Consider the following 18,142-nt stretch of genomic DNA (forward strand, 5'->3'; position numbering starts at 1 on the left):
CTAGTCGGCGCGGACACACGGTGCCGCGGGCCCGCGTATAGGCTGCGGACATGACGGAGCGAGACGAATTCGCATGGCTCGACGGCATCCTCGAACGCGCGGTGGACGGCGGGCAGGTGCCCGGCGTCGTCGCGGGCGTGGCCGACGGCCGGGGCTCACGGGTCGCGGCCGCCGGCTCGCTCGCGTTCGGCGGCGCGCCGATGCGGCGTGACACGCTCTTCCGGATCAGCTCGAACACGAAGCCGATCACGGCGGTCGCCGCGCTCGCGCTGGTGGACGACGGTGTGCTCGATCTCGAGGCGCCCGTGGACGACCTGCTGCCGGAGCTGGCGGACCGCCGGGTGCTGCGGAATCCGGACGGCCCGCTCGACGACACCGTCCCGGCGCGACGCCCGATCACGGTGCGCGACCTGCTCACGTTCACGTGCGGGTTCGGGCTCGAGGGCGCGATGTTGACGGCGGACGACCCGTGGCCGATCTTCACCGCCGCGGTCGAGCGGGACCTGCACACGTTCGGGCCGCCGCAGCCCGCGAGCATGCCGGACGCGGGCACGTGGACGGCGCGGCTCGGCGAGCTGCCGCTCGTGGCCCAGCCGGGCCACATGTGGCTGTACAACACCGGCACGCAGATCCTGGTGGCCCTGATGTCGCGGGCGGTCGGCAGACCCTTCGACGAGATCCTGCGGGAGCGGGTGCTCGCGCCCCTGGGCATGGACAACACCGCGTTCTGGGCCTCGGACCCGTCCCGGTTGCCGACGGCGTACCTCCGGGAGCGCGGCGAATTCACCGTCTTCGACCCGCCGGACGGGCAGTGGGCGGTCGAGCCGGCCTTCCCCGACGGGAGCGCGGGGCTGCTCTCGACGGCCGACGACCTGCTCGCCTTCGGACGCATGCTGATGCGCGGCGGCGACCCCGTGCTGCGGCCGGCGACCGCGGCCGAGATGATCCGGGACCAGCTCACGCCGGAGCAGTACGCGAACGCGTGGCCGGGGTTCAGCTTCCTCGACGGGCGCGCCTGGGGCTACGGGGTCTCGGTCCTCGACGACGGCTCGTACATGTGGGAGGGCGGCCTGGGGTCGGTGTGGATCAACCTGCCCCACGTCGACCGCACGGTGGTGGTGCTGACCCAGGCGAGCATCGACGAGCAGGGGCTGCCGGGCGTCTGCGTCGAGGTCATCGAGGCGGCCAGGTCCACCGCCTAACGCAGGGCGTCCAGGCGTTCCCGCGCCTCGGCCGCCGAGGCGGCGTGGTCGTCGATGTCGGCCCACGGGTCGGTCTTCTGCGCCAGGCGTTTGCGGATGGAGGTGCTCGAGTGGCCGTTCGGCTCGGCCCGGCCGAGTTCGGCCCAGTCCAGCGGCGTCGCCACCGGCGCGCCCGCCCGGGCGCGCAGCGAGTACGGGGCGATGAACGTCTGGCCGTAGGCGTTCCGGTTGACGTCCAGGAAGATCCGGTCGCCGCGGCGGTTCTTGCGCTGCGCGGTCGTCAGGCGGTCGGGGTCGGCCGCGGCGAGGCGGTCCGCCATGGCGTCGGCGAGGTCGCGGACGGCGTCGAAGTCGGCGGAGCGGTCCAGCGGCGCGACGACGTGGAAGCCGCGCCCGCCCGTGGCCTGCACGAACGGCGTCAGGCCGACGTCGGCGTAGAGGTCGCGCGCCCGGCGGGCGACGTCCCGCAGCGTCGAGACCGGGACGCCGTCAGGCGGGTCGATGTCGACGACGAGACGGTCGGGGTGGTCCGGTTCGTCCACAGTGGAGAGCCAGACGTGGAACTCGATGGTGGCCTGGTTGGCGAGGTAGAGCAGGGTGGCCTCGTCGTCGCAGACGACGTGGTTGACCGAGCCCTCGTCGACCTGGGGCATGTCGACCACGCGGACCCAGTCGGGGAAGTAGTCCGAGGCGTGCTTCTGGAAGAAGCCGGCCTCTCCGATGCCGTCCGGGTAGCGGCGCAGCGTCAGCGGCCGCCCGGCCAGGTGCGGGAGCATCGCGTCGGCGACCGCCCGGTAGTGGTCGAGCATGTCGCCCTTGCTCACATGCCCCTCGGGAAAGAGTTCCTTGTCGAGGTTGGACACTTTGATGTCGTGGCCGCCGACCTGCATGGTCTCCGCCGCCATATGGCTCACCCCCCGGAAGTCGTACCCGCGGAGGTACCCGGCTGGCGGCACCCGGAAACGGACGCCCCGGAGGACGTGAGCGGATCCCCGCAGCCGCCGTCCGGGGCCGGGGTGCAGGTCAGCGGCCGGTCGAGCAGGGGCTTCCGACGAAGGGGACCCGCGAGGCGGTCGCCCTGGGTCGCCCCAGGGTGCGCTGCGGACCTGTGCGGGCGTCCGTGGACACCGTTCCGGCCTGAGCCGCCGCTCAGTCCGCGGCTTCTCGGGCGGCGGCGATGAAGTCGGCCAACGCCGGAGTCGGCCGTGCCGTATTCGGCCAGGCCAGGACCACCGTGCTCGGGGCGATGCCCTCGACCTCCCGGTAGGCGATGTCGGGCCTCGCGTAGTAGCGGGCCGCGCTCGCGGGCGCCAGCGCTATGCCGTCGCCGTTCGCGATGGCGCTCAGCCAGTCGTCCGGGTGCTCGGTGACCGCGCCGATCCTCACCGGGCGACCGCCGCGGGCCTCGGCCGCGATCCAGTGGTCGCGGAAGGCGCCGGTCGCTCCCGGGGCGGCGACGAACGGCTCGTCGAGCAGGTCCTCGAACCGCAGCGACGCCGACTGCGCCAGCGGATGGTTCGCGGCCATCGCGACGCAGCGGGGCTCGGTGAGCAGCGGCAGCAGCGCGAAGTCCTCCCGGCTCGGGAACGGCAGCCGCATGAACGCCGCCTCGACCTCCCCTGAGACCATGCCTTCGATCGGCGCGCCCCAGCTCGCCTGGCGCATCTCCACCCGCCAGCCGGGCCGCGACGCCCGGAACGCGGCGATGACGTCCTGGGTCTTCTCGTTCGCGGCGCTGGCGAGGAACCCGATGCGGAGCACTCGGGTCCTCTCGGCTTCGGCGGCCCTGACCGCGCGTTCGGCCTCCACCCAGCTCCCCAGGACGCCGGGCACGGCCGCAGCCAGCGCCTGCCCGGGTCCCGTCAAGGCCATGCCCGACTTCGATCGGACGAAGAGCCTCGCGCCGAGCCGCTCCTCCAGTTGCCGGATCTGCTTGGTCAGCGCGGGTTGGGAGACGTAGAGCCGGGCGGCCGCGCGGGTGAGGTTGCCTTCCTCGGCGACGGCTCGGAAGTAGCGGAGCAGTCGGGTGTCCACATCCATAACCGGAGGTTATCGACGCATGTATTGGACACCGCGAGAGGGGCATCCGAGACTGGAGTGACTCGGCGGAACGGCCGCCGGGACTGTCTTGAGGAGCCGCTGCAATGGTCGTCGCGCTGGTCGTCGTCACTCTCGTCACCGCCCTGTGCAACGCGGTCGAGGCCGTCGCGAACTTCATGCGGGCCGAGTGGGTGAAGCGGAACTCCCGTGCGGTCGGGGTGCCCGACTCGTGGCTGCCGTTCCTCGGTTTCGTCAAGGGCGCGGCGGCGGTCGGGCTGGCGATCGGGTTGGTCTGGCGGCCGCTGGGGATCGCCGCCGGGGCCGGGCTCGTCGTGTTCTTCGTCCTGGCGACCGCGCTGCACCTCCGCGAACGCGTGTTCCACAACTTCGCGGGGCCGCTGCTGTTCCTGGCGCTCAGCGTGGCCGTGCTCTGGCTGATGATCGCCGCCTGAGAGGAGGCGGTCGGCGGGACTCGGCAGCTCGAGTCCCGCCGACCGGTGGGGTCAGCCTTCCGGGATCAGTCCAGCCCGGCGGCGATCGCGTTCACGAGCGCGCCGTTGCTGGTGTCGCCCGAGAGCTCCCAGGCGAACGCGCCGCCGAGGCCCTGGCTGTTCGCCCAGGCCATCTTCGTCGCGATCGTGGCCGGGGTGTCGTAGCTCCACCATTCGCCGTTGCAGTAGGCGTAGGCGGTGCCGCCGACGGTGCCGGTGGCGGGGCATTCGTTCACGAGGACCTTGTAGTCCTCGATCCCGGCCTCATAGGTGCCCGGCGCCGCGCCGGTCGCCGAGCCTCCCGGCGTCGACTGCGTGACGCCGGTCCAGCCTCGGCCGTAGTAGCCGAAGCCGAGCAGGAGCTTCTCGGACGGCACGCCCAGCGCTTTGAGCTTGGCGATGGCCGTGGCGCCGTCGAAGCCGGCGGTCGGCTGGCCGGTGAAGCCGTTGAGGGGCGCGTGCGGCGCGGTCGGTCCGTCGGCGTCCCAGGCGCCGAAGTAGTCATAGGTCATGACCATGTAGAAGTCGACGTACTGGGCCGCGGCCCCGTAGCCGCCGAGGTCGATCTTGCCGCCGGAGGTGCCGTCGCCGGTGATCGCGGCGGTCACCAGCTCGTTCCCGAACTTGGTGCGCAGGGCGCTCATGAGGGAGGGGTAGGCGTTGGTGCCGCTGGTGTCGCAGGTCAGGCCGCAGGCGTTGGGGTACTCCCAGTCGATGTCGATGCCGTCGAACACGCCGTTCCAGCGCGGGTCGTGCAGCAGGTTGTAGCAGGACTCGGCGAAGGCCGTCGGGTTCTGCGCGGCCTGGCCGAAGCCGCCGGAGTAGGTCCAGCCGCCGAAGGACCAGAGGATCTCGATGTGCGGGTACATCTCCTTGAGCTTGCGCAGCTGGTTGAAGTTGCCGCGCAGCGGCTGGTCCCAGGTGTCGGCGACGCCGTCGACGGACTCGGCGGCGGTGTACGCCTTGTCGATCGCGGCGTACGAGTCATCCATCGTGCACTGTCCGTTCTTGACATTGCCGAAGGCGTACACGATGTGGGTGAGGTCCTCGGCGGAGCCGGAGGAGACGATGTTCTTGACGTGGTAGTTGCGGCCGTACACGCCCCACTCGGTGAAGTAGGCCGCGTTGATCTTCCCGCTCTCGCCGGGGTCGCCGGTCGGTTCGTCGGTCGGAGGATCGGTGGGGGCGGTGGTCGGGTCGGTGCCGCCGCCGCAGGCGCCGAGGGACTCCCAGACGCCCCACTGGCCGGTGGTGCCGGGCTCCTCGCCCTGGGTCCACCACTTGGCGCGGTACTCCACGCCCTGGTGGCTGACCTTGTCGCCACCGACGTAGACCTGCGATGACCGCCATTCGGCGGAGCAGACGGTCTCGGCGGAAGCGCTGAAGGGGTTGGCGACGGTGTAGATCAAGCCGCTCGCGACCACGGCCAGAACCGCGGTGAGCGTGGCGATCATCCGCCGCGTCTTCAGTCGTCTCAATGTTCCTCCCAAAGGTAAAGAGACTTAACTGATAAGTCTCTTAATTTTTACGGGAGCGCCCTGGGAAGTCAAGGATTCACATCGAAAAATTTCAATAGCCGCCTACGTCGGGAATGGGAGCGTTTGAATGCCACGGAGGGCGACGATCGCCTCGACACTTTCGGTTTGCGCGGCGGCGCTACAGTATTCCTCGAAGGCAGGCAGGGCCGGAGGGGCGGGACCGCTGCGCCCGCATTCGCGAGTCGAGTGCGGACACAGCGGCACCGCCCCTCGCTCTTCCCTTTGCGACGCAAGGACAGTGGCGGCTCACAGCCAGCCGTTGCGTTTGAAGCCGCGATAGAGCAGCACGCACACCGCCGCCATCAGGAGCAGCGCCGCCGGATAGCCGAACGGCCAGTGGAGCTCGGGCATGTCGTCGAAGTTCATGCCGTAGATGCCCGCGATGAGCGTGGGCGCCAACGCGATCGCCGCCCACGCGGAGATCCGCTTCATGTCCTCGTTCTGCCACGTGGCGATCTGCCCCTGGTGGGCCGTGAGCACCGTGGTCAGCAGGCTCATGCACGTGTCGATCGCCCCGTCCACGCGGACGAGGCGCCCGGCCGACGCCTCCATGCGAGGCCCTTCGAGGGCCGGAATGCCGCTGCGGCGCTCTTTGATCAGGTGCGCCAACGGGATCAGGGGGCGCACGGCGTTCTGGAACTCCAGGGTCTCGCGGATGAGGAAGTAGACGTCCTCGTTGCGATCGACGCGCAGGCCGGAGAAGACCGCGCGTTCGAGGTCGGCGACGTCGTCGGCGAGGTCCTCGACGGCCGCGTCGTACTCCTCGACCACGGCGTCGAACAGGGCGTGCACGACCGCGGCCGCGCCGCCGGTGCGGAACGCCGGGTCGCTGAGCCGTTCGCGCACGGCCGCAACGGGATCGGCGACGCCGCGCCTGACGGTCACGAGCGAGCGGGCGTCGGTGTGGACGGCGAGGTCCCCCGTCTCGACCTGGCGGGTCGCCTCGACGTACCAGACGGTCTTGACGAGCAGCATGACCGCGCCGTCCGCGGTCTCGACCCCGGGCCGCCGGTGGAGGGCGTGCGCGGGACCGGACCCGAAGCGCTCCAAGCCGAGCGCGTCCAAGGCGAGGTCGAGCGCGCCGGGCTCGGGGGCGTCCAAGGCGACCCAGACGAACGCGTCGTCGGCGGCGGCCGCGCGCAGATCGTCCGCGGTGCCGCGACGGTCTTCGACCCCGTCGGGGCCGACCACGGTGTAGTCGATCATCGGCGCCCCCATCCCGAACCCCCACCCACCCAGAGGGGACCGAAGCCTAGCGCGATCATGCCCGCCGGGTCCGACAGGAATCGGCGCCGAGAAGGCCGGCGCGGCGATCATTCACCCGATCGGGTGTCAGATCGCCGCCGACCCGAGCGGTCGGAGGCCGACCGCCGCCGGCCGATGTCAGTCGCCGTAGACGATCCGGTGGGCCGCCTCGTGGGCCCGGCGGGTCAGCCTCCGGTAGTGGTTGAGGAAGCGCTCGGTGTCCTCGCCGAAGCCGAGGGTCTGCGCCAGCGCCGCCAGCTCGGGGCCCGACCGCGGCAGGTCGTCCCTCGGCACGCCCCGCGCCAGCGTCATGTCGTTGCGCACCCGCGACACGAACTCCCAGGCCTCCTTCAGCGCCTGGAAATCCGCGCGGCTCAGGTGCCCGGCCGCCGCCGCGGCCTCCAGCGCGGGCACGGTCCGCGTCGTGCGCAGCGCGGCGTCCTCGCCGTGCTCCAGCTGCAGCAGCTGCGCGGTCCACTCGATGTCGACGAGGCCGCCGCGGCCGAGTTTGGTGTGGCCGTTCGGGTCCGCTCCCCGCGGCAGGCGCTCGGAGTCCACGCGCGCCTTCACTCGCCGGAACTCGATCCGTTCGGCCTCGGTGAGCCCGCCGGGCCGGTACCGGACGCGGTCGGCGAACACGGTCCAGGCCTCGCACAGCGCGGGGTCACCGGCCACGGGCCGGGCGCGCAGCAGCGCCTGGCGCTCCCACAGGCGCGCCCGGTCGTCGTAGTAGCGGCGGTACGCGGCGAAGCTCGGCGCGATCGGCCCGCCCTTGCCTTCGGGCCGCAGGTCGAGGTCGATCTCCAGCGGAGGGTCGGCGGTCGGGGCCGCGAGGAGCTGCCGCACGGATTCGACGACCTTCGCGGCGGCCTTGCGCCCGGCGTCGTCGTCTCCGGTGTGGACGAACACGACGTCGGCGTCGGAGCCGAAGTTCATCTCGCGCCCGCCCAGGCGGCCCATGCCGATCACGGCGATCGGCGGCGCGCCGGGCACGTCCCGGGCGGCGATCTGCAGGGCCGCTTCGAGCACCGCGTCGGTGAGGTCGGAGAGGGCCAGGCCCACGGCCTGGTCGTCGAGGAGGCCGAGGAGGTCGGCGGCGGCGATCCGGATGAGTTCGCGGCGGCGGATGGCGCGCACCACGCCGATCGCGGGCGTGGCCTCGGCGTGCCGCGACGCGGCCTGGCTCATGCCCGCGGCCAGTTCGTCGCGCGGGCGCGGCGTCAGGTCGGCGTTGTCGGAGAGGTAGCGCAGCGACTGCGGCACGTGGAGCAGGAGGCTCGTGAAGTACCGGGACGTGCCGAGCAGGCGGGCGAGCCGGACCGCGGCCGGGCCGCCGTCACGCAGCAGCCGCAGGTACCAGGGCGTGGACCCCAGCTTGTCGGAGACCTGCCGGTACGCGAGGAGCCCGCGGTCGGGCTCGGGCGAGTCGGCGAGCTCGTGGAGCACGACCGGCAGGAGCGCCTTCTGCACGGTGGCGGTGCGGGAGACGCCCGCGGTGAGGTTCTTGATGTGCGTGAGGGCGCTCGCGGGGTCGTTGAAGCCGAGGACGGCGAGGCGCGAGGCGGCCTCGGACTCGGTCATGCGCAGTTCCAGCGTGGGCACGCGGGTCACGGCGTCGAGCAGCGGCTTGTAGAGGAGCTTCTCGTGCAGGCGGCGCGCGGTCGTCGCGTGCGCCCGCCAGGCGGCGAGGAAGGCCTCGTCGGTGGTGTAGCCGAGGGTCCGGGCGAGGTGGTGGAGCGGCTCGCCGCCCTCGGGCACGCGGTGGGTGCGCAGGAGCCGGTGGAGCTGGAGCCGGTGCTCGACGGTGCGCAGGAAGACGTAGGTGCCGGCCAGTTCCTCGCCGTCGCGTCGCGCCAGGTAGCCGGCGGCGACGAGGACATCGAGCGCCTCCAGTGTGGACCGCACGCGTAGCGAGGGGTCGCCGCGGCCGTGGACGAGCTGGAGCAGCTGCACGGCGAACTCGATGTCCCGCAGGCCGCCGGGGCCGAGTTTGATCTCGTACTTGCGTTCGGCGGCCGGCACCGACTCGGCGACCTTGCGGCGCATGTCCCGGATGTCGGCGACGACGCCGGGCCGGTCGGCCGCACCCCAGATGAACGGCTGCACGGCCGCGAGCCAGTCGAGGCCCAGCGCCAGGTCCCCCGCGGCGGGCCGGGCCTTGAGCAGGGCCTGGAACTCCCAGGTGCGGGCCCAGTCCTTGAGGTAGGCGAGGTAGGAGTCGATCGAGCGCACGAGCGCGCCGTGGCGGCCCTCGGGTCGCAGGCCCGCGTCGACGGGCCACGTCGCGGGCCCGACGATCTGGATCATGCGGGCGGCCTGCCGGGTGGCGAGGTCGAGGTTGCCGTCGGCGACGAACACGACGTCCACATCGGAGACGTAGTTGAGCTCTTCGGCGCCGGTCTTGCCCATGGCGATCACCGCGAGCCGCGTCTGGCCGGGGAGGTCCTCGCGGGCGAGTTCGAGGCCGCGCGCGAGCACGGCGTCGGCCAGGCGGGACAGGGCGTCCGAAGTGGCCCGCAGGTCCGTCAGGCCGGTGAGGTCGGCGGCGGCGATCCGCAGCAGGTTCGCCTTCCACGCGTGGTTGAGCGTCGTGGCGGTCGCCTCGCGGATGCGGCCGAAACCGGCGTCCTCGTCCTCGGTGAGGGCGGCCTCGACCGCGGGGTGGGCGCGCAGGAAGTCCCCCAGCGCGTTGCTGGCCTCGACGACGGCGAGCCGGGCCTCGTCCGCGTCGACGCCCTCGGCGTCCTCGTGGTCAGGCATCGAGGATGGGGAGCGCCTTCTTCTCGCCCGCGGCCACCTTCACGAACCGCTGCAGGATCGGCTTCCAGGTGGCGACGATGTGCTCGTCGACCTCGGCGGCCTTGGCCAGCGCGGCGTCGTCGAACGCGCCGAACTCCGCGAGCTGCCCGGGCGTGAACTCGAAGTGGGACTGGACGCCCCAGGCGGTGTCGCGGATGCGGAAGACCTCCAGTGCCCCTTGCGGTGAGGCGGCGAGGAGCGTGGCCTCCTCGGGGAGGGCCACGAGCTCCTGGCGGCGCCAGCGGATCACGTCGAGGGTCATCGGGGCGGGCCCGAAAACGAGGTCGCGTCCGGCGGCGTCGCGTTTGGCGAGCATGCGGGGGCCGAAGGGCTCGTCCCGGTCCTCGACGCGTCCGCCGAAGGTCGCGGCGAGGATCCGCGCGGAGGAGCAGATCGCGAACACGGGGGTGGTGTCGGCGACGGCGGTCTCCATGAGCCCGGCGAGGTCGTCGCTCCAGTCCTTGCCGCGGCCGCCGCCGAGGGCGATGAGGGCTTCATGGCCTCCGGCGGAGTACGGCACGGCCTCACCGAGGTGCGGCCGGACCGTGTCGAGTTCCATTCCGGCCTCGGCCAGCCACGCGGCGGCCCGGCCGAGGCCCTGCGCGGGATCGTTCTCGATGACGAGTGCGGTGGTCACCCCACCATGCTAATCGGTCGCGGCGTCGCGGCGTCGCGCTCCGTCGCCGCCGCCGGTTCGGACCGGCTCCGGGCGCGTCAGGCGGCCTCGCGAGCGCTGTCGCCCTGGCGCGTTCGATAACGGTTCGGTCTCATTCGTGTCGGAAACTATTGCGAGACTTGGAAAGAGTTTCGCGACATCACCTCCGGGCCCTTCACGGGAAGGGCCGCCGCACCTCGGCCCGCAGGTCAGGAACCGGGCAATACCGAATACGTATTCAAGTAGGTACATATAGTGCGTACGGACTATTAACTGAAGCTTCAAAGAAGTGTGCTAAATATTGCTTCCTTCCCGGATGGAACATCCACTACCAGGAGATCTCTTGACGGACACGGAATCCCAAAAGCACTGGGAGCGCTCACAAACCAGTTCCTGCGGCAATGTCACCGTCACCATCGCGCCCGGCCAGGTCCCCGCGATCGAACTCGCCGACGGCGCCGAGCGAATGCACACCCGTGATCTCGCCGAACTCATCACGGCGACCGCCCGCGCCGCGGCCGACGCCGCCCGCGCCGCCGCCCCCGAGCCCGAGGCCGCCCCGTCGATCGAGGACACGATCGCCGTCCTCGCCGAGCTGCGCGGCGACCTGCGCGACAACGGCCTGGACGCGGCCATCGAGCGGCGGCGGAACGACGCCGTGCCTCCCGGCGAACGCGACGGCCCCCGCGAACGGCAGTTCACCGACGGCCCGACCGGCCTGGTCATGCCTCCGTTCGCGGACGAGCTCCTGTCCGAGTCCATCGCGCTGCTGGAGCGCTTCAAGCATCAGCCGCCGGGCAGCGGGAAGAACGACCGGGACGCGCAGCCGACCGGCGCCGCCAAGAGCGAGAGCAAGCTCGTCGCCGTCGAGTCCACCATGGCCTACCCCATCGCCTCCGTATGGCTGAGCAAGCGCGCCTTCGAGCTCGGCCCGAGAGCGCTCACCCGCGAGTTGAACGAGACCGCCGCCGCGGCCGTCGCCGACCTGGCGGGCAAGGAGGACGACTACTACGCCGGCCTCGGGCTCCCCATCGGCCCCGGCGACCTCGGTCCGATCGCCGAGGAGAACCAGGCGAGGGGCGAGCGGGCGACGCAGGACCTCGCCACGCTCCAGGAGCGGCAGCGCGAGATGACACGACTGTTCAACCAGGGAGGCTACTTTGCCTGAAATCGACGGCGCCCGCATCGACCGCCTCGGCACCGAGATCGAACGCGAGGTCGGCGACATCCTCGCCGAGGCCAACGAGATCATCCCCGTGTTCCGGACGCTGGACCAGACGCTCTACACCTCCGTCGACGTCTCGCTCGCGGTCGCCTACACGCTCGCCACCAGCTACATGAGCTCCATGGTCCAAGGCGCCGCCGAGTGCTTCACGGGCCTGAACGAGGACCTGACGGCGTCCGTGCAGGCGTGGAGCGACGCCGACGACGCCGCCGCCGCAGACCTGAGCTGACCGCCCACGCGACCCTGAGGAACTTCACCGCATGTCTTACACCGCCCCGGATCCCGAGCAGTTCGCCGGCATGGAGCAGGCCTACTCGTACATGGCGCCCCTGGCGGCCGTCCAGATCGTCCTGCCCGCCTTCACCTTCTCGGGCCCCGTCACGCAGATCTCCCGCATCATCTACATGAACCAGTGCAATCCCGGCTTGATCATGCAGGTCGGCGCCTCGTGGCTGCAGCTGGCCGAGAAGTACCTGGCGGCGAGCGAGAAGCTCAAGGAGAAGACCGGCGAGGTCACCGAGCAGGACTGGTCGGGTGAGGACCGCACCGCCTTCGACGACAAGGCCGGCAAGATGGACGCCCAGCTGGTCGTCATCGCCGCGTTCGCGATGCACGTGGGCATCTCCCTGTTCATCATCGCCGCGATGCTGGCCGTCATGGTCCCCCTCATGCTCGCCGTCGCCGCCTCGCTCATGGCGATGGCGGTCTTCTACATGGCCGTCAAGTTCGTCCCGGTCATCGGCCCCATCGTGTCCGAGAACGTCCGCGTCGTCGCCACCACCGTCGGCATGAGCTGCCTGGGCGTGCTCGAGGCGCTGGACAAGGCGATCACCGTGGCGGCCCAGGCCCTGGCGGGCTTCATCGGCGCCAACATGACCGCCTCCTGGGCCGCGCTGGCCTCCAAGGGCAACGTGATCAACCCGCTCGACACGATCGGCTCGACCGGATTCAGCCTGCTCCAAGGGCTCTCGCAGATGGCGCTGCGCAATCTCATGGCGCCCGGCCGCACCGGAACCGGCACCATCGGCAAGTTCTCACCCAAATTGGACGGCATGCTGGCGAGGCAGAACCCCGCGATGACGACCTTCCTCGGCGGTCAGGGGGTCTACAACATCGGCAACAACATCAACGGCGACGTCAACGCCGACGGCGACGGCGAACGGTGGGACCGGCAGACCGGCGTCGACTTCGGCGGCCTCGACTACATGCCCAACACCTTCGAGGGGCAGGCCCGCGAGGACGACTCCGCGCCCCAGTGGCGCGACCCCGACGAATATCCCGAGGACACGGAAGAAGCAGGAGCCTGAGCATGGCTGAGAGAGTTATCGACCCCGAAGCCCTGGAAGAGTACCGGGCGGTCGTCCGCGAGCAGCTCGACCACCTCGACTCGATCATCACGAGGCTCGAGAACGGGCAGCCGCTCGGCCGCCTGCCCGCCTTCGGGCAGCTCGACGCCTCCGTGACCGCCCGGCAGAACTACACGACCTTCCACGAGACGACCTGGACCAACCTCCAGAACCTCCGCGAATCCCTGCACGGCATGATCAACACCCTCAACGACTCCGCGGAGCTCGCCGAAGAGGCCGACACCGACGCCCAAGCGGAAATGCTGGACTATGAGTCGCAGCTGTGACCGGTCGAGGCGCGCCTCGATGAACCGCCGCCCCGTCGCCGCGGCGGCCCTGCTCGCGGTCCTGGCCTCGACCGCCGCCTGCGGCGACGACGCCCCGGCCACCGGCGGCACACCGTCCGGCTCCCTGTCGGTCATGTCCGCTTGGGACGGCTGCGACGTGTTCGCCGACCTCGCGGCGATCCAGGAGTACCTGGGCGTCACCGCGGTCGACGGCGCACTCCAGAGCGACGGCCTCGGCGAAGGCATCGACGCCGAAGCCGCCGGCTGCTCCGGACTGTTCGACCTGGCCTCCTTCGAAGACACCCAGGGCACATTCGAATACCAGGCCACCGGCGACGCCGCGATCCGCGCCGGACTCGCCCCCTGGAGCACCGACGCCGAAGCCGAGGCGAACTTCGCCGACCGCGTCGACGTGCGCCGCCAGAACCTTCCGGGCGTCGACTACCTCGACCAGGTCGAAGGCGAACTCGGCGGCGAATGGGACGAGAGCCTCACCGTCACCGCCGAGACCGAGCACCGCACCTATGTGGACGTGTACGGCCGGTACGGGTCATGGGTCGTCTACGTCTCCGTCGACTACCTCCACGACCCCGGCGTCGGGGCCTACGAGTCCGCCCCCGAGTTCTACCCGGACTCCAGCGCCGAAGAGATGGCCGTGTACCCCTTCACAACTGCACAGTTCACCGACTGGCTCGCGCAGGAGCACCTGCCGCAGATCCAGTCCGACATCCTCGAGCGAGCCGGAAGCGAGTAGCGGCCATGGCCGAAGAAGACGACTTCGAGCGCACTGACTATGGCAAGACGACCGAGGGCCTGACCGGCTCCCAATACCAGGCGGCCGCGAACCAGCTCCTGGTCCAACCTCACTGCGGCACCGACTCCTGCACCTGCAAGGTCGAGGAGCCGGCCGAGGCGGCATGGGTGAAGCTCATGTCGGCCGTCCCCCAGGCGAACCAGATCAACAGCCTGCGGGCCGCCCGCGAGGGCACCATGATGCTCCCCGAGGGCCAGACCATCCAGTCCATGGTCGCCTCGATCCGACCCCAGCCCGAAGCCGACTACGCCCTCGACACCATCCGCGACGAGTGGAAGGACTTCTACGAGGACTTCCGCATCATCGGACCGAAGCTGGAGCTCGGCCTGACGGCCCTGTCGCAGGCCTGGAAGGGCGACGACTTCGACGCCTTCGAAGAGCAGGCCGAGACCGTCATCAAGAACTGCCAGACCATTCAGGACGACATCGGCGGCGAGAACGGCGCCGACGGCGTCATCAAGCTCCTGGACGACAAGCAGTTGGAGATCTTCGAGCAGCAGGGCGGGACCGCGTGCGTCTACCCGGCGCCGAAGTTCTACATGGAGGGCACCAGCTGCGGCTCGCACCGCATCCACATCCGGCCCCCGTTCTTCAAGAGCTGCGTGATCGAGGCGAACGACGAGATCAAGCACGCCGTCGAGCTGGCCGGATTCGACCCGACCGTCGTCGACGAGGTCCAGGAGGGCCGCCAGACCACGTACGACCGGTGGATGGAGTACGTCACCGCCAATCCCGACTACGAGCAGAACGGGCTCAAGGGCGAGGCGCTGGCGCAGGCGAAGGCCGACGAGTACGCCGACCGGGAATTGGTCGCCATGGGCGCCAAAGGCTCCGAGCAGCTCGAGGAGCAGGCCGCGATCGTCAACGAAGAGGTCACCGAGCGCCACTCCAATGTAGAGGCCCAGGTCACTGAGATCAAACCCGACTCCAAGCCGAGCGAGCCCACCACGTTCAACGACGGCCAGACCGACATCCCCGACACCGGCGGGCTCGACATCGGCGGCGGCGGCACGGGCATGCCCGACCTCGGCGACACCGGGGGCAACCTGGACGGGATGGGCAAACCCGACAACCTCACCAGCCTCAGCACGGGAGGGCCCGGCCTCGACGGCGGCGGCGCCGGCGGCCTGAACGGCGGCGGTCCCACCCCGGACGCGTACGGCGGCGGCAACGGGCTCAACACCCTGAGCGACGAGAACCCGTTCTCCTCCGGTGTGACCGACCCCGACAACCTCGGCGGCCAGCCGCCCGGCTCGTACGGCGGCTCGGACCTCTCGACCACCGGCGGCGGCACGCCCGGGTACACCGGGAGCCCGCCCGGTGAGTACTCCGGCGGCGGCGACCTGAGCGGACTCGACGACAACCCGTGGAGCTCGAGCGACGTGCCGGACCCGGACGACGTCTCGGGCGGCCTCGCCTCCGGCGGACTCTCCTCCGGCGGTCTCGCCTCCGGCGGCGGCCAGATCCCGGGCGGCGTCGGGGGGCCCAACAGCTTGGGCGGCAGCGGTGTCACCGGGCTCAACCCGCCCGGCGGGATCGGCGGCGTCGGCGGACGGACGCCCTCCGCCCCGCCGCCCATCCGCGGCCTGACGACCGGCGCGAGCGGCCACACCTCCAAGCGTCCCGGCAGCATCGGCGGCAGCGCCGGCGGCGGGCTCAAAGGCGGGCCCGGGTCGACCCCCGGCGGCGGCCGGACCCCGGGCGGTCTCGGTGGCGGCCGGACCCCGAGCGGTCTCGGCGGGACCGGTGCCGGAGGCGGTGCCGGATCCGGATCCGGACGCGGCGCGGGCGGCATGGGCGGCGCGGCCGGTCGCACCGGCGGTGTCGCGGGCGCCGGTGCCGCCGGCGTGCTGCCCGGCGGCGGCGCCAGAGGCGCCGGTTCGGACCAGGACACGAAGGGCTCCGAGACCTGGCTCGTGGAAGAAGAGGACGTCTGGGGCGGCATGCCCGAAGACGAAGACGACGACCCCTACGCGTAGGGCTCGTACGCCGAGAACGGACCGTTCTCGATGCGAAGACTCGGCGCGGCCTGCTGATCCGGGCCGGATCAGCAGGCCGCGCCGCAGCCGATCGGGGTGCGGCGCGGCACCGTGCAGCCGCACCGCGCCCCGGTCCCGCCACCGACGACTCGGGCCGCGCGGCCCGGTCAGCGCCCGTACGGATGCTGACCGGGCCGCGCGGCCCGTCGGTTCACGCCCCCTCGCCGTTGGGGGGAGGCGGTCACAGATGCATGTAGCGCTTGCGTTCGAAGGCGGTCACCTGCGTGCGGTAGTCCTCCCACTCCTGACGCTTGTTCTTCAGGAAGTAATCGAAGACGTGCTCGCCGAGGACCTCGGGGACGAGCTCGGAGGACTCCATGGCGTCGAGGGCCTCGGCCAGGTTCGCCGGAAGCGGCTGGTACCCCGCGGCGACGCGCTCGGCGTTGGTGAGCGCCGAGACGTCGTCCTCGGTGCCCGGAGGCAGCTCGTAGCCCTCCTCGATGCCCTTGAGGCCGGCGCCGAGGAGCACCGCGTACGCCAGGTACGGGTTCGTCGCCGAGTCGAGCGAGCGGATCTCCACGCGGGCCGAGTTCGGCTTGCCGTAGGCCGGGACGCGCACCAGCGCGGACCGGTTGGCCTTGCCCCACGAGACGTACGAGGGCGCCTCGGAGATCTGGCCCGGTTGCGGGCTCGTGAACAGGCGCTTGTAGGAGTTGACCCACTGGTTGGTGATCGCGGTGAACTCGGGCGCGTGGCGCAGGAGCCCGGCGATGAACGCCTTGGCGGTCTTGGAGAGCCGCTGCTCGTCGCCCGGGTCGTGGAAGGCGTTGTCCTCGCCTTCGAAGAGCGAGAGATGGCTGTGCATGCCCGAGCCCGGCTGGTCGGTGTACGGCTTGGGCATGAAGGACGCGGTGACGCCGGAGGTCAGCGCGACCTCCTTGACGATGTGCCGGAACGTCATGATGTTGTCGGCGGTGGTCAGGGCGTCCGCGTAGCGCAGGTCGATCTCCTGCTGTCCGGGGGCGACCTCGTGGTGCGAGAACTCGACCGAGATGCCGACGCGCTCCAGGGCGAGGATCGCCTGGCGGCGGAAGTCGCGGGCCGTGGAGTGCGTGGTGTGGTCGAAGTAGCCGCCGTCGTCGACCGGCGTGGGCTTGGTGCGGCCCTCGGGGTCGATGTCGGAGAGCAGGAAGAACTCGATCTCGGGGTGTACGTAGAACGTGAACCCGCGGTCGGCGGCCTTGGACAGGGCCCGACGCAGCACGTGGCGGGGATCGGCCCAGGACGGAGCGCCCTCGGGGGTGAGGATGTCGCAGAACATGCGGGCGGACTCGCCGATGCCGCGGCCCTCGAACGGGAACACCTGGAACGTCGTCGGGTCGGGCATGGCGACCATGTCGGACTCGTAGACCCGCGCGAAGCCCTCGATGGCGGAGCCGTCGAAGCCGATGCCCTCTTCGAAGGCGGACTCGAGCTCGGCGGGGGCGACGCTCACGGACTTGAGCGTGCCGAGGACGTCCGTGAACCACAACCGGACGAACCGGATGTCGCGTTCTTCGAGCGTGCGAAGCACGAACTCCTTCTGGCGTTCCATGGTGTGTCCTCCTAGGTCCTGGGGCCGCAATTGTCTCACCTGTTTATGTCCCCGACGTTAACCGCACCTGGCGAGCGCGCGAGCCGGAACCCGTCTTCGCATATGGGCGCGCCCCGGTGCGCTGGGTAGATTGGTGCGCATGTTCGCAGGCGAGATCAAACAGTTGTGGCGCTATCCGATCAAGGGCCTCCGGGGCGAGTCGCTCCGCTCCGCGGTGATCGACTTCGACGGGATGGCCGGAGACCGGATCCTGGAGCTGAAGGAGCCCGGCGGCGACAAGTCGCTGTGGGGCGGCAGCCACCCGAAGATGATGGCGTGGGAGGCCGCGTGGCCCGCGCAGTGCGGCTGCGCCGACGCCGTGGCGGGCGACCCGGTCCTGTACGAGCCGAGCGGGGCCGCCTGGGCGGCCGACGACGCGGGGCTGCCGGCGCGGCTCGCCGAGTCGATCGACGCCGAGAAGGGCGTGGAGCTGCGGAAGGTCGACCGCGAGTACGGACGCGTCCTGGTGGTCTTCGAGGCGAGCGTCCGGAGGCTGGGCGAGGAGTTGGGCCGCGAGGTCGAGACGCTGCGGTTCCGGCCGAACGTGATCGTGGACGCCGACCTGGAGCCGTACGCGGAGGTCGACCTCCCGCCGGGAACGCCGATCCGCCTGGGCGGGCACGAGTTCACCCTGCAGAAGCCGTGCGAGCGGTGCGTGCTGCCGAGCTGGGACCCGAACGGGGCCAACGTGCGCGACAAGGACCTGCACCGGCACATCGTCAAGGAGCTGGGCAACCACTTCGGGATCTATCTGCGCATCGCCGAGAAGGCGACCGTGGCGGTCGGCGACGCGATCACCGCTCAGCCCCTGCCGCGATAGGCGGCCTGCGAGCCGTCGGCCGGCGTTGCCGGGGCCGGAGCGGCAACGGCGAGACGAAGACGCCCTGA

General features: G+C 71.0%; 16 protein-coding genes. 9 read left to right on the forward strand and 7 right to left on the reverse strand.

Annotated elements, in window-relative coordinates; translation table 11 throughout:
* Positions 1 to 50 precede the first annotated feature (50 nt).
* The gene (locus K3N28_RS19040; protein ID WP_228094334.1) at positions 51 to 1,202 is read left to right on the forward strand and encodes a serine hydrolase; all 1,152 of its coding nucleotides are present in this window, start codon (positions 51 to 53) and stop codon (positions 1,200 to 1,202) included.
* Here the strand turns inward: K3N28_RS19040 and ligD are convergent.
* On the reverse strand, positions 1,199 to 2,107 hold the full coding sequence (ligD, locus tag K3N28_RS19045) for a non-homologous end-joining DNA ligase (protein ID WP_228094335.1): 909 nt from the start codon (positions 2,105 to 2,107) through the stop codon (positions 1,199 to 1,201). The genes K3N28_RS19040 and ligD overlap by 4 nt on opposite strands.
* Positions 2,108 to 2,351: 244 nt before the next feature.
* The gene (locus K3N28_RS19050) at positions 2,352 to 3,242 is read right to left on the reverse strand and encodes a LysR family transcriptional regulator (protein WP_228094336.1); all 891 of its coding nucleotides are present in this window, start codon (positions 3,240 to 3,242) and stop codon (positions 2,352 to 2,354) included.
* Between the two features lie 104 nt (positions 3,243 to 3,346).
* On the opposite strand from K3N28_RS19050, the gene K3N28_RS19055 reads away from it, so the two are divergent.
* The gene (locus K3N28_RS19055) at positions 3,347 to 3,694 is read left to right on the forward strand and encodes a DoxX family protein (protein WP_228094337.1); all 348 of its coding nucleotides are present in this window, start codon (positions 3,347 to 3,349) and stop codon (positions 3,692 to 3,694) included.
* A 65-nt stretch (positions 3,695 to 3,759) separates the two neighbouring features.
* Here K3N28_RS19055 and K3N28_RS19060 read toward each other — a convergent pair whose 3' ends face one another.
* The 4 genes from K3N28_RS19060 to K3N28_RS19075 all read right to left on the reverse strand — a co-directional run bounded on the left by K3N28_RS19060 (position 3,760) and on the right by K3N28_RS19075 (position 9,952).
* Positions 3,760 to 5,187, reverse strand: a complete 1,428-nt coding sequence (locus K3N28_RS19060; RefSeq protein WP_374209834.1) for a glycosyl hydrolase family 18 protein — start codon at positions 5,185 to 5,187, stop codon at positions 3,760 to 3,762.
* Positions 5,188 to 5,517: 330 nt separating this feature from the next.
* On the reverse strand, positions 5,518 to 6,477 hold the full coding sequence (locus K3N28_RS19065; RefSeq protein WP_228094339.1) for a magnesium and cobalt transport protein CorA: 960 nt from the start codon (positions 6,475 to 6,477) through the stop codon (positions 5,518 to 5,520).
* A 177-nt stretch (positions 6,478 to 6,654) separates the two neighbouring features.
* Positions 6,655 to 9,276: a bifunctional [glutamine synthetase] adenylyltransferase/[glutamine synthetase]-adenylyl-L-tyrosine phosphorylase gene (locus K3N28_RS19070; protein ID WP_228094340.1), complete on the reverse strand. Its 2,622-nt coding sequence runs from the start codon at positions 9,274 to 9,276 to the stop codon at positions 6,655 to 6,657.
* Positions 9,269 to 9,952, reverse strand: coding sequence for a type 1 glutamine amidotransferase (locus tag K3N28_RS19075; protein WP_228094341.1), 684 nt, complete (start codon positions 9,950 to 9,952; stop codon positions 9,269 to 9,271). Before K3N28_RS19075 ends, K3N28_RS19070 begins: the two co-directional genes overlap by 8 nt.
* A 361-nt stretch (positions 9,953 to 10,313) precedes the next feature.
* Here K3N28_RS19075 and K3N28_RS19080 point away from each other — a divergent pair, with 361 nt between their 5' ends.
* From K3N28_RS19080 to K3N28_RS19105, 6 genes are read left to right on the forward strand one after another with little or no spacing between them, the layout of a single operon-like run.
* A complete protein-coding gene (locus tag K3N28_RS19080) occupies positions 10,314 to 11,138 on the forward strand; it encodes a hypothetical protein (protein WP_228094342.1) in 825 nt (274 codons plus the stop codon).
* A complete protein-coding gene (locus tag K3N28_RS19085; RefSeq protein WP_228094343.1) occupies positions 11,131 to 11,424 on the forward strand; it encodes a hypothetical protein in 294 nt (97 codons plus the stop codon). The genes K3N28_RS19080 and K3N28_RS19085 overlap by 8 nt, the downstream gene beginning before the upstream one ends.
* A 31-nt stretch (positions 11,425 to 11,455) precedes the next feature.
* Positions 11,456 to 12,502, forward strand: coding sequence for a hypothetical protein (locus K3N28_RS19090; RefSeq protein ID WP_228094344.1), 1,047 nt, complete (start codon positions 11,456 to 11,458; stop codon positions 12,500 to 12,502).
* A gap of 2 nt (positions 12,503 to 12,504) precedes the next feature.
* Positions 12,505 to 12,828 carry a hypothetical protein gene (locus K3N28_RS19095; protein ID WP_228094345.1) on the forward strand — a complete coding sequence of 108 codons (324 nt, stop codon included), beginning with the start codon at positions 12,505 to 12,507 and terminating at the stop codon, positions 12,826 to 12,828.
* Between the two features lie 19 nt (positions 12,829 to 12,847).
* Entirely contained in the window at positions 12,848 to 13,582 is a 735-nt protein-coding gene (locus K3N28_RS19100) for a hypothetical protein (protein ID WP_228094346.1), read from the forward strand.
* Between the two features lie 5 nt (positions 13,583 to 13,587).
* Positions 13,588 to 15,621 (forward strand): hypothetical protein, encoded by a 2,034-nt coding sequence (locus K3N28_RS19105; protein WP_228094347.1) that lies wholly within the window; start codon positions 13,588 to 13,590, stop codon positions 15,619 to 15,621.
* Between the two features lie 241 nt (positions 15,622 to 15,862).
* On the opposite strand, the gene glnA is transcribed toward K3N28_RS19105, so the two are convergent.
* Positions 15,863 to 17,215, reverse strand: coding sequence for a type I glutamate--ammonia ligase (gene glnA / locus K3N28_RS19110; RefSeq protein WP_228094348.1), 1,353 nt, complete (start codon positions 17,213 to 17,215; stop codon positions 15,863 to 15,865).
* A 139-nt stretch (positions 17,216 to 17,354) separates the two neighbouring features.
* On the opposite strand from glnA, the gene K3N28_RS19115 reads away from it, so the two are divergent.
* Complete coding sequence (locus tag K3N28_RS19115; protein WP_228094349.1) at positions 17,355 to 18,074, forward strand: MOSC domain-containing protein; 720 nt, start codon at positions 17,355 to 17,357, stop codon at positions 18,072 to 18,074.
* Positions 18,075 to 18,142 lie beyond the last annotated feature (68 nt).

It is taken from the genome of Glycomyces sp. TRM65418 (genome assembly GCF_019710475.1).
Classification (GTDB): domain Bacteria; phylum Actinomycetota; class Actinomycetes; order Mycobacteriales; family Micromonosporaceae; genus Glycomyces.

Bases quoted from the DNA above. Each gene is read 5' to 3' on its own strand.
- K3N28_RS19040 (WP_228094334.1), top strand. From the start codon at position 51: ATGACGGAGCGAGACGAATTCGCATGGCTCGACGGCATCCTCGAACGC.
- ligD (WP_228094335.1), bottom strand. From the start codon at position 2,107: ATGGCGGCGGAGACCATGCAGGTCGGCGGCCACGACATCAAAGTGTCC.
- K3N28_RS19050 (WP_228094336.1), bottom strand. From the start codon at position 3,242: ATGGATGTGGACACCCGACTGCTCCGCTACTTCCGAGCCGTCGCCGAG.
- K3N28_RS19055 (WP_228094337.1), top strand. From the start codon at position 3,347: ATGGTCGTCGCGCTGGTCGTCGTCACTCTCGTCACCGCCCTGTGCAAC.
- K3N28_RS19060 (WP_374209834.1), bottom strand. From the start codon at position 5,187: ATGATCGCCACGCTCACCGCGGTTCTGGCCGTGGTCGCGAGCGGCTTG.
- K3N28_RS19065 (WP_228094339.1), bottom strand. From the start codon at position 6,477: ATGATCGACTACACCGTGGTCGGCCCCGACGGGGTCGAAGACCGTCGC.
- K3N28_RS19070 (WP_228094340.1), bottom strand. From the start codon at position 9,276: ATGCCTGACCACGAGGACGCCGAGGGCGTCGACGCGGACGAGGCCCGG.
- K3N28_RS19090 (WP_228094344.1), top strand. From the start codon at position 11,456: ATGTCTTACACCGCCCCGGATCCCGAGCAGTTCGCCGGCATGGAGCAG.
- K3N28_RS19095 (WP_228094345.1), top strand. From the start codon at position 12,505: ATGGCTGAGAGAGTTATCGACCCCGAAGCCCTGGAAGAGTACCGGGCG.
- K3N28_RS19100 (WP_228094346.1), top strand. From the start codon at position 12,848: ATGAACCGCCGCCCCGTCGCCGCGGCGGCCCTGCTCGCGGTCCTGGCC.
- K3N28_RS19105 (WP_228094347.1), top strand. From the start codon at position 13,588: ATGGCCGAAGAAGACGACTTCGAGCGCACTGACTATGGCAAGACGACC.
- glnA (WP_228094348.1), bottom strand. From the start codon at position 17,215: ATGGAACGCCAGAAGGAGTTCGTGCTTCGCACGCTCGAAGAACGCGAC.
- K3N28_RS19115 (WP_228094349.1), top strand. From the start codon at position 17,355: ATGTTCGCAGGCGAGATCAAACAGTTGTGGCGCTATCCGATCAAGGGC.